Origin of the sequence: Mammaliicoccus sp. B-M6 (assembly GCF_022386965.1) — a bacterium.
GTDB lineage: Bacteria > Bacillota > Bacilli > Staphylococcales > Staphylococcaceae > Mammaliicoccus > Mammaliicoccus sciuri_A.
Window position 1 is genome coordinate 141,104 of record NZ_JAJNHJ010000001.1, and the last position, 15,036, is coordinate 156,139.

Annotated in this window: 12 protein-coding genes; all 12 read right to left on the minus strand. The window is 31.7% G+C overall.

Annotated elements, in window-relative coordinates; all coding sequences use genetic code 11:
• Window positions 1–262: 262 nt before the first annotated feature.
• On the minus strand, window positions 263–1,183 hold the full coding sequence (dnaI, locus tag LQ693_RS00730; protein ID WP_025904298.1) for a primosomal protein DnaI: 921 nt from the start codon (window positions 1,181–1,183) through the stop codon (window positions 263–265).
• Window positions 1,183–2,565: a replicative helicase loading/DNA remodeling protein DnaB gene (locus LQ693_RS00735; protein ID WP_103360780.1), complete on the minus strand. Its 1,383-nt coding sequence runs from the start codon at window positions 2,563–2,565 to the stop codon at window positions 1,183–1,185. The genes dnaI and LQ693_RS00735 overlap by 1 nt, the downstream gene beginning before the upstream one ends.
• 11 nt (window positions 2,566–2,576) lie before the next feature.
• Window positions 2,577–3,035: a transcriptional regulator NrdR gene (gene nrdR, locus LQ693_RS00740; RefSeq protein ID WP_025904300.1), complete on the minus strand. Its 459-nt coding sequence runs from the start codon at window positions 3,033–3,035 to the stop codon at window positions 2,577–2,579.
• Window positions 3,036–3,213: 178 nt separating this feature from the next.
• On the minus strand, window positions 3,214–4,248 hold the full coding sequence (locus LQ693_RS00745) for a glyceraldehyde-3-phosphate dehydrogenase (RefSeq protein ID WP_025904301.1): 1,035 nt from the start codon (window positions 4,246–4,248) through the stop codon (window positions 3,214–3,216).
• 162 nt (window positions 4,249–4,410) lie between these two features.
• Window positions 4,411–5,007, minus strand: coding sequence for a dephospho-CoA kinase (gene coaE / locus LQ693_RS00750; protein ID WP_103360781.1), 597 nt, complete (start codon window positions 5,005–5,007; stop codon window positions 4,411–4,413).
• A gap of 8 nt (window positions 5,008–5,015) precedes the next feature.
• Window positions 5,016–5,888 (minus strand): bifunctional DNA-formamidopyrimidine glycosylase/DNA-(apurinic or apyrimidinic site) lyase, encoded by an 873-nt coding sequence (mutM, locus tag LQ693_RS00755; protein ID WP_025904303.1) that lies wholly within the window; start codon window positions 5,886–5,888, stop codon window positions 5,016–5,018.
• A 21-nt stretch (window positions 5,889–5,909) separates the two neighbouring features.
• A complete protein-coding gene (gene polA / locus LQ693_RS00760) occupies window positions 5,910–8,531 on the minus strand; it encodes a DNA polymerase I (RefSeq protein ID WP_025904304.1) in 2,622 nt (873 codons plus the stop codon).
• A gap of 191 nt (window positions 8,532–8,722) precedes the next feature.
• A complete protein-coding gene (pnpS, locus tag LQ693_RS00765) occupies window positions 8,723–10,429 on the minus strand; it encodes a two-component system histidine kinase PnpS (protein WP_025904305.1) in 1,707 nt (568 codons plus the stop codon).
• The gene (locus tag LQ693_RS00770; RefSeq protein ID WP_103360783.1) at window positions 10,422–11,132 is read right to left on the minus strand and encodes a response regulator transcription factor; all 711 of its coding nucleotides are present in this window, start codon (window positions 11,130–11,132) and stop codon (window positions 10,422–10,424) included. The genes pnpS and LQ693_RS00770 overlap by 8 nt, the downstream gene beginning before the upstream one ends.
• 144 nt (window positions 11,133–11,276) lie before the next feature.
• The gene (gene mdh, locus LQ693_RS00775) at window positions 11,277–12,209 is read right to left on the minus strand and encodes a malate dehydrogenase (protein ID WP_239702937.1); all 933 of its coding nucleotides are present in this window, start codon (window positions 12,207–12,209) and stop codon (window positions 11,277–11,279) included.
• A gap of 61 nt (window positions 12,210–12,270) precedes the next feature.
• Window positions 12,271–13,539 (minus strand): NADP-dependent isocitrate dehydrogenase, encoded by a 1,269-nt coding sequence (gene icd, locus LQ693_RS00780; RefSeq protein WP_025904308.1) that lies wholly within the window; start codon window positions 13,537–13,539, stop codon window positions 12,271–12,273.
• Window positions 13,540–13,587: 48 nt separating this feature from the next.
• A complete protein-coding gene (locus LQ693_RS00785) occupies window positions 13,588–14,706 on the minus strand; it encodes a citrate synthase (RefSeq protein ID WP_025904309.1) in 1,119 nt (372 codons plus the stop codon).
• Window positions 14,707–15,036: the final 330 nt, after the last annotated feature.

Sequence of the window (15,036 nt, forward strand, 5' to 3'; positions counted from 1 at the left end):
AAGGGACGAAATCTCTCGCGGTACCACCCTCATTAACGCACTTCACATATAAGTACGATAACTCTACATAAGATAACGGTCTTGAGCCGAATGTGGATTAACACATCATGTATTGAGGGAGTAACCATTTATATTGCATTATCTCAATTCCAGCTCAATGAGACTCTCTGTTAATGCTTTATAGACGTCATGTCCTCTAAATTTGTATATTCATTTAAGATAATTCAATTATACAACTCTACTGTAAAATATCAAGCTAAAATTAAGCGCGATAGTTTTTACCATCTAGCTCATATGGTTCAGAGATTGTTTTAATACGTTCCATTATTCGACTAGCTTTTGTTATTTCTGAACCTTGTCGTGTTTTGCTCAAATGAAATTCTAATTCATCAAAGTTAAAATTTGAACTAAAGAATGTCGGTAATTTATGGACCATTCTATAATGCAATAATGGACCCAATATTTCATCACGAACCCATGGCGTCAGTTCTTCTGCACCAATATCATCTAACATCAATACTTTAGCTTCACGAGCCGCTTCGAATCGACTACTGAACGAACCATCATTAAATCCATTTTTAAGTACTCTTATAAATTCAGGTAAATATATAATTGTAGAAGGTTGCTTTTTGACTTTTAACTGATTTGAAATTGCTCCTAATATATACGATTTCCCCGTTCCGAATGGACCATGAATATATAGCCCTTTAACTTCTTCACCTGCTACGATTTTATTGCAGATATCCATAGCTTTCTTAATGATTTGCATTCTAGACTCATTTTCGATGTATATATCTTTAATCGTCGCTTTCAACGTTTCTTCTGGCATTTGGAATGATGTCACTAAACTTGATTCAAACCTTTGTTCATCGTATTCGATTTTGTTCGGACAAGGTAAGTATCTTGTTTTGATGTGGTCATTCTCAATGTATAGTTCAGGTACATGACCTTTCACAAAGTTGATACAAGTGCCATAACTCCCACATTTCTCACAACATTTCGATTGATCTTTATATGCTTGTAATTGATCTAAATCTCTATCAATCATTTCGTTCGTTAATTCAGATTGATGTTCTTCTAAAAATGCCTTTACCTCTTTATGAGACAATGTATCTTTTTTAATTTTTTCTAATCGTTTTTGAAAATCTTTATTTTGTTTCAAATGTTGTCCAAGTGGTTCCATTATTGATCACCTTCTTTCCAAAAAGCTTCCATTTCTTTTTGAAGCGCTTGTTTTCTTTTTTCAAACGCAGCATCAGATTCATGATCATTTTGTTTCTCTTCTTTAGTTGATTCAGAAGATTTTTGTTTTAATAACCATTCTGGTGTCTTTTCAATTGATTTTAATTTATAAGGGTTATTCGCATTATTTTTACGTTCTTTTTTCTTCTCAGCTTTTTGTTTATCAAGATTTTTAACATAATGATAGGCTTCTTCAGCTGAAGATAATTTAAGTTTTTTCCAATTCGAAGCAATTTCTTCAATATATGCTTTCGGTAACTGCATATTATTTTTAAACATTACATACTCTAACAAGATGTTAATTACACCATACGGTAATTTTTCGCGTGTAATAATATCTTCAACAGTTCTCTTTTGTGCAATTGTTGGTTCAGATTGCGTAAATGATGATAACACGTCTATTGGACTTGTCGTATCCAACAATTCAAACCATGACAACAAAGAGTTCACTTCGCTGTTTTCAGAATGCGAATTTGCTTTAGGTTTTTCATTTTTTAAATCTAAAGTTGGCAATTCACCTTCATGCTCTATTTGATAGATTGTACGTGCATGTTTTCTTAAATCTTGAAGTGAAATCGTTTGGTTTTCTGTAATGGATTTTAAGATAATAGACTTCATTTCAACCGGTGTAATACCGTATAACGTAGCAATTTGTATGATGACTTCTTTCGTCTGTTTATTTAAAATTTCTTTAGAAATCAAATGATTACTCAACAATAGTTCTAACATTTCAAAATCAAATTGAACGTCTGACAAATCGAGTCCTTTACTTTTATATTCAGGTCGAATATTGATATCATCTTGTTGTTCAACATTCGTCAACTTTGGCACTTTAAATACATCAGTAAAGCTCTTTGTCACTTCATGAAAGCCTTGAGTCGTCACACTGTCATCTTTATATCTATTTTTTAATCTAATATATCTCGACTTACCAATTTGTTGATATAGAAATACAGATAATAAAGGATCATTAAAGAATTGCTCTGCTGTAGCAGGTTGCTCTAATTGATAAATAAATGATTGCGCTTCTTGATTCGTCTTAAAATACGTCTTCAGTAAGCCGATACCTTCTAACAAGTCTAAAGCATCTCTAAAGCTAGATAAATTTATTCTTAAATCATTCATAATTGTATAATGATTATACGCTTCTGTTTCATGATGATAATTAAATTGCGATAAATATAAATAAACACCAATTGCATCAGTTCCAATTAATGGCGTATATAAACTAACTAATATATCTTGATGTACATGTGTATAATTATAATTCGATTTAACATAGAAGCCATCACTTGGCTTGATACCACTAAAATATTCCGCCATTAATACTCACCTTACTTTCGGTCTTTCAATATGCCTTGCATAGACTTTAATAATTGATCGACATCTTTAAATTCTCTATATACTGATGCAAATCTTACATAAGATACTTGATCGACATCCATTAAATGTTCCATAACTTTTTCACCAATATCATTTGAAGATACTTCTGTGTTACCTTCAGATCTTAATTCTTTTTCAACTTGATTTGTAATTTCTTCTAATTTTTGATAAGCAACCGGTCTTTTTTCACAAGAACGTACTAAACCGTTTAATATTTTATCTCTATTAAATGTTTGTCTTGCGCCGTCTTTTTTTACGACGATTAAAGGTGTGAGCTCTACTCTTTCAAAAGTTGTGAAACGAAATCCACATGATTCACATTCTCTTCGTCTTCTAATTGCTACTAAATCATCCGCGTGTCTAGAGTCTACAACTTTGGAATTTTCATATTTACAGTTTGGACATCTCATTCGTTTCACCCCTCATATACTTATTACATAGGTTGATTATACAGTAGTTTGTTATTTTTTTAAACGCTCACTACTTTTCAAAATGCACTTATAGATACTTAACAGTATTATTATTAAATAAAAAACGTAATGCGGTATTTAATTTACCACATTACGTTTTAAATGTAACTTATATCACTTATGAAATTTTTTGTTCTCTCACTTCTGAAAGTATTTGAGCAATTTGTTCTGCTAGTTCAACAACTCTCATTGAGTAGCCCCATTCATTATCATACCAAGCCAGTACTTTCACTTTATTATCTGCAATGACCATTGTAGATTGTTCGTCAACGATTGCTGAATGTGGATTCGTTTTGAAATCAATTGAAACAAGTGGCTCATCATTAATATCCATTATCCCTTTTAATGGTCCATTACTAGCTTGACGTAATGCTTCATTCACTTCTTCAACTGTTACATTTTGTTTTAAATCGACAACTAAATCAACAAGAGAAACATTAGAAGTTGGTACTCTTAATGCCATTCCATGCATTTTCCCTTCTAATTCAGGTAATACAAGTGACAATGCTTTTGCTGCACCTGTTGAAGTTGGAATGATACTATCCGTACAAGAACGTGCTCTTCTCAAATCTTTATGAGGATTATCTAAGTTCTTTTGGTCATTCGTAAATGCATGTACAGTTGTCATTAATCCATTTTCGATTCCAAATGTATCATTTAAAACTTTGGCTACTGGGCTTAAACAATTTGTTGTACAAGATGCATTTGACACAATATCAAAATCATTTAAATCGAGCGCATCATCATTTACACCTCTAACAATTGTTTGAACATGTCCACCTTTAGATGGCCCCGTTAAAATAACTTTCTTAGCACCAGCGTCAATATGTGCGATTGCTTTATCTCCATGATTAAATTTACCAGTTGCTTCTATAACAATATCAATTCCTAAAGTTCCCCACGGTAATAATTTAGGATCTCTTTCAGATACAAGTAAAATTTTATGACCATCAATAATGATGCCATCTTCAACTGCTTTAATTTCTCCATCTAATTTGCCATGTGTAGAATCATATTTAATTAAATGAGCAATTGTTTCTGGTGGATATGAAGCATTAATAGCCACAATATTTAAATCATTTGATTTAAGTGCACCTCTTAAGACCATTCTTCCAATTCTTCCTAAACCATTAATTGCGATATTTTTCTTCATAGTCGAGAACCCCTTTTAATGTGATATACTATTTATTGCAATTAGTATATCACATTAAAAGTTTGTTGAAAACGTTTTCTATTATCTTTTTCTAAAATAAATTAAAAAAGTGGATGAATAACAAATGCTATTCATCCACTTTCATTTTAATCTTATTTAATTTTAATGATTTAACGCCTTACTATTAAGTAAATCATCAATATTTTGATGTAAATCCTCTAAACTTCCATTGTTATCAATTATATAATCAGCTAATGATTTCTTTTCATCTATTGGTATTTGTGATTGTATTCTTGCTTCCGCTTCTTCATCACTTAACTGATTACGTTCTTTAAGTCGTTGTATTTGAGTTTCTTGATCTGTATAAACTAACCAAGTTTCATCGACTGTATTTTGCAATTTGTTCTCAAACAATAACGGAATATCCATTATGACATTTTTACCATGACTTAATGCTTCTTCTTTTTCTTCATCCATAATTGTTCTTACTATCGGGTGAATAATATTGTTTAGTTTTTCTCGCATTGTTTGATCTTTAAATACAATAGATCCAACATATTGTCTATTCATTTCACCATCTACAATCGCTTCTTCTCCAAATACTTCTTTAACTTGTTGTAGACCAACGCTTCCTTTTTCGACTGCTTTTCGACTGGCTACATCGGCATCTACTATACAAAATCCTTTATCTTTTAAAATACGAGATACTGTAGACTTTCCAGTTGCAATACCTCCAGTTAAACCTATTACTTTCGCCATTTTCACACCTACTTTTGACAATTTGGACAATAGTGCGTGTTTCTTGTAGCAATGACTTTTTGTAATACTTGCCCGCCACATTGGCCACACACTTTTTTACCATATATTCTATGCTTTTCTTGCATTGTCCCTTTTTCACCATCTGCATTGTAGTAATCAGATATACTTGAACCACCGTTATCGATACCCTCTTGTAACACGTTAACCACTTCATCAAAGACCGCTTTACGTTCTTTTGAAGTTAAATCTTTCACTGGTCTCATCGGAAGAACGCCTGCTCTTAACAAAGCTTCACAAGCATATATGTTACCGCAACCTGATATAACTGTATGGTCCAATATCGCGACTTTAATTGGTTTATTTATAAATTTATTTGACATTACTTTATTTAAGTAATGTTGGTACGCTTCTTCAACAAACGGTTCTGGTGCAATTTTTAAGACTGAAGGATATTCACTTAAATCTTCCAATGCTCTTAATTCACCGAACCTTCTAATATCTGTGTAAATAAGTTGGAATCCGTTATCTAATTCGAAAATAACGTGCCAATGCTTTCTATGGTTATCAACTTCAATATGACTTAAATCTGGAACTGTAAAGAATGCCCCCGTCATACCAAAGTGACACATGATAACATTGCTATTTTCACCGTTATCTATTTCCATAAAAATATATTTACTTCTACGATAGACACTCATAATCTTGTATTGTTCAGTACGTTCTTTGAATACAGCTAATGAACTACCTTTTATAATTGTTTCTTTACCTGTCGATTTGCCCAATTCAACTTTTTCTGAAAAAGTTACATTTTTTATTGTGGCACCGACAATTTTAGGTTCAATCACTTTTTTAACACTTTCTACTTCTGGTAACTCTGGCATATATAATCTTCTTTCCTTTTATTATTTAGCATCATACCATGTTTGTCCTGAACTAGATTCTACACTTAATGGTACAGATAACTCGAGTGCATTATCCATGATGTCTTCTACAAACGGTTGGAATGCTTCTAATTCATCTTCTGGAACTTCAAATATTAATTCATCGTGTACTTGTAATAATAATTTAGCTTTAAAATCTTTATCTTTCATTTTGTTCGCAAATTGTACCATTGCTAATTTAATAATATCCGCCGCACTACCTTGAATTGGTGTATTCATAGCTGTTCTCTCAGCAAAACTTCTTAAATTAAAGTTACGATTTGTGATGTCTGGTGTATATCTTCTTCTGTGAAGTAGCGTTTCTACATAACCTTTTTGTTTAGCATCTTGTACGATTGTATCCATGTATTCTTTTACTTTAGGGAAACTATCTAAGTAATCATCAATAAATTGCTTAGCAGCTTTTCTTGTAATGCCTAAACTTTGACTTAAACCATAGTCACTAATACCATACACAATACCAAAGTTAACTGCTTTTGCTTGTCTTCTCATATTTGAAGTTACTTCGTCTTTACTGACATTGAACACACGCATTGCAGTTGTCGTATGAATATCTTCATTAGCAGTAAAGGCTTCTTTCATATGCTCGTCACCAGTAATATCTGCTAATACACGTAATTCAATTTGAGAATAGTCAGCAGCAAATATAACGTGATTCTCTTTACTTGGTCTAAATGCTTTTCTAATTTTTCTACCTTCTTCTAATCTTATAGGTATGTTTTGTAGATTAGGATCTACAGAACTTAAACGACCCGTTTGAGCTAATGTTTGATTAAATCTCGTATGAATCTTACCTTCAGACGTAATCATTTTTTGCAATCCTTCAATATAAGTAGATTGAAGTTTAGCGAGCTGTCTATAGACTAATATGTCTTCAATAATCGGATGTTCATTACGTAATTGTTCTAATACATCAACTGCAGTTGAGTATCCAGTCTTTGTCTTTTTAATAATTGGTAGTTTTAAATCTTCAAATAATACGACACCTAACTGTTTTGGTGAATTAATATTGAATTCCGAACCGGCATGATGATGAATTTGTTCAATCAATTTATCGATACGTACTTTCAAGTCTTCTTGCATTTCAACTAAAGTATCTTTATCAACCGTTATGCCGATATATTCCATTTCAGCTAATACACGTGCTAACGGTAATTCTAAGTCATCATGTAAACTCAATTGATCTTTTTCATCTAGTAATTGAATCATTTTATCTTTTGTTTCATAAACTGCCGTTACCTTTTTAGCGATACTTTCAAAAAGCATATCTTGTTCTGGGACGTGCAACTTTTTACCTTTGCCATATATACTTTCGTCATTCGGTACATAATAAATGCCAAATTCTGATACGACTGAGTATACATCATCAATCGTTCTAGAAGGATCTAAAATGTAACTCGCTAACATTGTATCGAACTGAATACCATTAATTTCAATACCTAATCTTTTACATAATATAATCGTTTTTTTAGCATCATATGTTGCAAATGTTACTTGATCATTTTCAAGCCATTGTTTTAATTTTTTATGTTCTTTTAAAATATCAGGAGAAACAACATATGTTTCGCCATTTGCATGAATCGCAAATCCAAGTATATCTGCTTTTAAATAATTAGCTTCGTTCGTTTCAAAATGAATTGCCGCTTCAGTTACCTTATCAAAATCAAAGTCATCAATATTAGTTGAGTATTTAATCTCTCGGTCATCTGTTGCTTCAGCACTTGCATCCATTTGATCAAGCAATTGTTTGAATTCTAATGTCTTAAATAACTTTATCTTCTCGTCATTACTTTGATCTGTAAGCTTCAAGTCATCTATTGTAACTTCAATAGGAGACTTACGATTAATCGTAGCAAGTTCTTTACTTAACTTAGCTTTATCTTCGTTATCTATTAATTTTTCTTTCATTTTTGATTTCTTTAACTCATCAATATTTTCATAAACACCTTCTACAGTCTCAAACTGTTTCAGTAATTTAATCGCTGTCTTCTCACCAATTCCAGGCACACCTGGTATATTATCTGACTTATCACCCATAAGCCCTTTCATATCAATAATTTGATTAGGTACTAAACCATCATATTTTTCAGCGATAAATTCAGGCGTATAATGATCAATATCTGTTACACCTTTTTTAGTATAATAAATCGTTACATTTTCACTTGCTAACTGAGTTAAATCTCGGTCACCCGTAATGATGATTGTCTTAATATTTTTCTCATCTGCTTCACGAGATAATGTACCGATAATATCATCCGCTTCATAATTTTCTAATTCATAATGTTTAATATGATAACTTTCCACAAGTTGACGGATATATGGTAATTGGCTTCTTAATTCATCTGGCGTCTTCTCACGACCACCTTTATATTCACTGTACATATTATTTCTGAAAGTTGTTTTTCCAGCATCAAAAGCAACCATAAAATGAGTTGGCTCTTCTTCTTTAATTATTTTATCTAAAATCATCGTAAAACCATATATAGCATTCGTATAAACGCCAGCTTTATTTGTTAATAAAGGCAAAGCAAAAAATGCTCTAAATGATAAACTATTACCATCAATCAGTACCAATTTTTCCACAATAAGATACCTCCATCTTTATATTGATTATATTTTATCATATCTCACAATATAATAAGATTGTTTCGCATAAATAAAAAAAGCGAAATACACAATGTATTTCGCATAATCATCAAAATGAAGGGGTCTATGTTTATTCTATCTGTTCATGATTAATTCAATATGAATAAATTGTAAAGATTATATGAAGATTACTTATTAAAGAGTTTCACAATAAAGTTAGATCCTTTTCCAACTTCTGATTCAACTTTAATTTGTCCATTATGTGCTTCAACAATATGTTTCGTAATGGATAAACCAAGTCCTGTTCCTCCTGAATCTCTACTACGCGCTTTATCTACACGATAAAATCTTTCAAAAATTCGTTTTTGTTCATCTTTAGATATACCTATACCATTATCTTTCACAGAAATGATTTGACCATCATCTACTTCTTTAATCGTTATAATAACTTCACTAGATTTCGGTGAATAACTTATGGCGTTCGTTAATAAATTAATCAACACCTGTGTTAATTTATCTTTGTCACCATATCCATACACTTCTTTATCGATATGATTTGTAATGTGAATGTCTTTTTTAGAAGCAACATTTGATACTGTATTAATCGAATGTTCGCCAATTTCTGTTAATGATATTAGTTCTTTCGGTATCTCGCTATTTTGTTCAATTTTTGATAACTCGAGTAAATCTTGAACAAGTGATTGAATTCGATTAGATTCATCTAACATGATATTTAAGAACATATCTAACGATTCAGGATTATTTTTAGCACCATCTAATAATGTTTCCGCAAATCCTTTTATTGATGTAATTGGTGTTCTTAATTCATGAGATACATTAGCCACAAAATCTTTTCGCATATGTTCTAATTTCTTCAACTTCGTTATATCATGCATAACGACAACTAAACCTAATAGATTTCGTTTTTTTCGAGATAATACTGGAATAACTGAAACTTCAAAGAACTTATTATGTACATCATTAATATACATTTCGACTTGTTCAAACATAGGTTTTTCTAATTTTAAAGCTTCGTTCATCATCTGTATAATCTCAACATTAGGCATTGCTTCTTTAAATAACTGTCCTTCAGAATGACTGTTTCTATCAAATAAGTCATGATACGTCTTGTTTGCAATGACAATATAACCTTCTCTATCTAACATTAAAATTGCACTTGGAATATTCTCTAAAGTCGTTTCCAATCGATTACGTTGCAATTTCTGTTCATTATTTAAATTATCTAATGTTCTAGCAAGTTCATTCGTATTAACAAAGAGTTCTTTCGTTTCTTTCACATTACTTTCCGGAACTCTAACACGATATTTACCAGAAGCCAATAATTTAGTAGCATATGTCACTTCTTTAATTGGATGAATATAAGAAGTGTTAATATATCGAACGACAAAATAGATTAAAGGTAATGTAAAACATAAGACTAACAATAAATATTTCCAAATATCTTTTTGAATAATCGCTATCGTATCTGTATGTTTTGCTATAACAACTGTATAATTTCCATACGTTCTTGCATACATGACTTCAGATTCTGACTTATCAACTGCAAAATATTCATCAAATGCATTTGCATCAGATATAGCTTGCTTTTTATTTTGATTAAATATGTTTGTATCCTTTTCACTTGAACGATATAACACACGTCCATCTTTTTGCAGTAAAATATCTTGATCAAAGACACTTAAAATATCTTTAAGATTTTCAGGATTATTTTTTGCAATATCGTAAACTTTTTTGGATTCAGTCTTTAATAATTTTTGCTGTTGTTTAGAAATTAAATCGTAACTAGAATTATGAAGGAAAAACCCTAATATAAGAAAACTTACAACAGTAACCGTTGTAAGTATAATTAGTAATTTATTATAGAACTTAATCATTATTCTTTGGTCTTTCTAACTTATAGCCTAAACCTCTCACCGTTTTAATGAATTGAGGTTGCTTAGGATTTTCTTCAAGTTTATCCCTCAAATGACTGATGTGCACATCAACTATTCTAGAGTCTCCAGCAAATTCATAATTCCAAACTGAATTCAACATATGTTCTCTAGTTATCACACGACCTTGTCTCTCAATAAGGTAAAGTAAAAGTTCGAATTCTTTTGGTGTTAATTCTAATAACTCATCATTTCTATACACTTCAAAGAAGTCAGGTCTAATTCTAATTGCACCTAGAATAATATCTTCATCATCATCTAAGTTTTTATTTTCAACTTGCCCAACGCGTCTTAATATAGCTTTAACACGTGCTACAACTTCACGAGGTGAAAATGGTTTAGTCATATAATCATCTGCACCTAATTCTAGTCCTAATACTCTATCAAATTCATCGTCTTTAGCTGTAAGCATAAGAATCGGAACTTGGTTTTTATCTGATCGAATCGTTTTACAAACTTCAATTCCATCTTTCTCAGGTAACATTACATCTAATACTACTAAATCTGGTTTCTCTTCATTTACTTTCTCTAACGCTTGAACTCCATCATAAGCTACAATTACTTGGTAACCAGCTTGTTCTATATTATATTTAAGCAATGTAACGATAGATTGCTCATCGTCTACTACCAATACTTTTTGTGACATTCAAGGTCCTCCTTAAGCGATTTAATATAATTATAACTTAAATTATTTAAAAAATAATGGTTATTTAGAGAACTTTACAAAAAGTTAACACTAGCTAAATAAAAGAGACGCATTCAAAGCAGAATGCGTCTTTTAACTGTTATTTTATTGTAAAATATTCTTTACTGCTTCAACAGATTGAGCAGATTCATCAAGTAATTGCTTTTCTTCATCAGTTAAGTCTAACTCAATGACTTTTTCAATACCATTAGCACCTAATACAGTTGGAACACCTAAATAGATGTCTTGATAACCATATTCACCTTCTAAATAAGCAATTGAAGGTAATACTCTCTTTTGATCTTTCAATATTGCTTCTGTCATTTCAATTAAAGCTGCTCCAGGTGCATAATATGCTGAACCATTACCTAGTAAGTTAACAATCTCAGCTCCACCTTTTCTTGTTCTATCAACAATTTCAGCAATTTTTTCTTCAGATAATAACTTCTCTAAAGGTACACCACCAGCTGCTGAGTATCTAATAAGTGGAACCATTGTATCTCCATGACCACCTAATACAAATCCTGTTACATCTTTAACTGAAAGATCTAATGCTTCAGCAACAAATGTTCTAAATCTAGCAGTATCTAATACGCCAGATTGACCAATCACGCGCTCTTTCGGAAATCCTGACTCTTTATATACTGTATAAGTCATTGCATCAACTGGGTTTGTTAAGACTAAGATAACGCAATTAGGTGAATATTTAACAATTTCTTTAGTAACGGATTTCATAACATTTTGATTTGTTTGTACTAAATCATCACGTGACATCCCAGGCTTTCTTGCAATACCCGCTGTAATAATGACGACATCTGAATCTTTTGTATCTTCATAATTAGCAGTACCCGTTACTTTTGAATCAAAGCCTAATACCGGTGCACTTTCTGCAATATCTAACGCTTTACCTTTTGTTGGGTTTTCAGATTGAGGCATATCAACAAGTACAATATCACCTAACTCTTTTTGAGCTGCTATAAATGCAGCTGTAGCGCCAGTAAATCCTGCTCCAATAATTGAAATTTTCTTTATTGCCATGTTGTTCATCTCCTTATAATAAAAGGAAGGTTATTAAATAACCTTCCTCAAATAACATCTATTATGGTAAATTTTTAATTAATTCATCAGCGAATTCTGAAGATTTAACTTCAGTTGCGCCATCCATTAAACGAGCAAAGTCATATGTTACTACTTTAGAAGCAATTGTAGCTTCAACAGATTGAGTTACTTTGTCAGCAGCTTCTTGCCAACCTAAGTGTTCTAACATTAATACACCACTTAATAATACTGATGAAGGGTTAACTTTATCTAAACCAGCATATTTAGGAGCTGTACCGTGTGTCGCTTCGAAAATTGCATGTCCTGTTTCGTAGTTAATGTTTGCACCAGGTGCAATACCAATACCACCAACTTGAGCTGCTAATGCATCTGAAATGTAGTCACCGTTTAAGTTCATTGTAGCAACTACATCAAATTCAGCAGGACGCGTTAAAATTTGTTGTAAGAAGATATCAGCGATAGAGTCTTTGATAATTAATTTACCTTCAGCCTCTGCATCTGATTGTGCTTTATTAGCTGCATCTTTACCTTCTTCTTCAACAATTTTATCATATTGTTGCCAAGTGAATACGCGATCTCCGAATTCACGTTCAGCTAAATCGTAACCCCATTTTTTGAATGCACCTTCAGTGAATTTCATGATGTTACCTTTATGAACTAATGTAACATTTCTACGATTATTATCGAATGCATAGTTAATTGCTGCTCTTACTAATCTTTCAGTACCTTCTTTAGAAACTGGTTTAATACCGATACCTGAAGTTTCAGGGAATCTGATATTTTTAGCACCCATTTCATTTTGTAAGAAGTCTATAACTTTTTTAGCTTCATCTGAGCCTTCTTGGAATTCAATACCAGCATAAATATCTTCAGTATTTTCACGGAAGATAACCATATCTGTATCTTCAGGACGTTTAACAGGTGAAGGAACACCCTTAAACCAACGTACTGGACGTAGACAAGTGAATAAATCTAACTCTTGACGTAAAGCAACGTTTAATGAACGAATTCCGCCACCAATTGGTGTAGTTAATGGACCTTTAATAGCGATTAAATATTCTTTAATCGTTTCTAAAGTTTCGTTTGGTAACCATTCACCAGTTTCATCGAATGCTTTTTGACCTGCTAATACTTCTTTCCATTCGATTTTCTTTTCGCCATTATATGCTTTTTCTACAGCTGCATCTAATACTCTACTTGCTGCATTCCAGATATCTGGTCCAATTCCATCCCCAATAATAAATGGGATAACTGGATTATTTGGAACATTTAAAACGCCTTGATTTGTTGTAATTTTTTCTGCTGTCATTATATGATTCCTCCATCTAAATTTGTTAGTTATATTATATTAATTAAATTAACGGTTTTCAATTGGTTCATATTTACGATCACGTTCACCAGTATATTCAGCTCTTGGTCTCATAATTCTATTTGTTCTATATTGTTCAAGAATATGAGCTGTCCAACCTGACATACGGCTAATTGCAAAGATTGGTGTGAATAAATCGTGATCAATACCCATGCTGTGATATACAGTTGCACTGTAGAAGTCAACGTTAGGTAATAATCCTTTTTCTTCTTTCATAATTTCAGCAATTCTTAAAGAAATTTCAAACAGTTCTTTTTGACCTGATTCATCTGTAATACGACGACTCATTTCTTTTAAGTACTTCGCTCTAGGGTCACCATTTTTATATACTCTGTGTCCGAAGCCCATAATTTTTTCTTTGTTTGCAATTTTTTCTTTAATGTAATCATCAGTTTTGTCGACAGTGCCAATTTCAGTTAACATTTTCATAACTTGTTCGTTAGCACCACCATGTAATGGGCCTTTCAATGCGCCAGCTGCTGCTGTCACACCTGAATACATATCAGATAAAGTCGAAACTGCTACACGTGCTGTAAATGTTGAAGCATTGAATTCATGGTCAGCGTGTAAAATTAACGCTTTGTTAAAACCTTCTACCTCAACATCAGTTGGAACTTCACCTCTTAACATATATAAGAAGTTTGCTGCATATGTTAAATCTTTTTTAGGTTTCACAACTTCTTTACCTTGTCTTACACGAGAAAATGCTGCTACTAATGATGCAACTTTTGCTTGAATTCTAATTGCACGTTCATAGTTCATTTCTTCATCAAATTTTTCAGCGTCTGGATCGAAATGCGCTAAATAAGATAATGAAGTACGTAATCCAGTCATTGGATGAACTTTATCAGTCGCATAATCTTCGAAATGTGTATACATTCTAGGGTTTAGAGTCATATATCCTAGTAGTTTCTCATTTAGTTCTGCTAATTCCTCTTTGTTTGGTAATCTTAAATTCCATAGTAAAAACATAACTTCTTCAAATAAAGCATTTTCAGTTAGATCATCTATTTCATAACCTGCATAAGTTAATTGATTATCTATGATTGAACTAATTTGAGTTTCAGAAGCAATGATGCCCTCTAACCCTTTTGCTACTTGTGCCATAATAATATCCCCCTTACTAAATAATTGCCCATATATGTAATGGCTTTCATCTATCATTATATATAATTTCTTGAGATTTGTGAATGCGAAGGACCTTTAAACTTTAAATTCTTTAGTAATTTTAGATGAATAAAAATAAACAGTTGTAATTTTATATTTTTTATAATATTGCTATAGTAAATTAAATATATCCCGAAAACGTGAACACAGAAGGATTTACGAGTGAATAATACCCTATCATTTTTATCAGAATAGGTCATTTCGTCGTTTATCCATTCATTTTTATTATTATATATGATAAAAATAATAAATCATGTTAACAGGTATCAA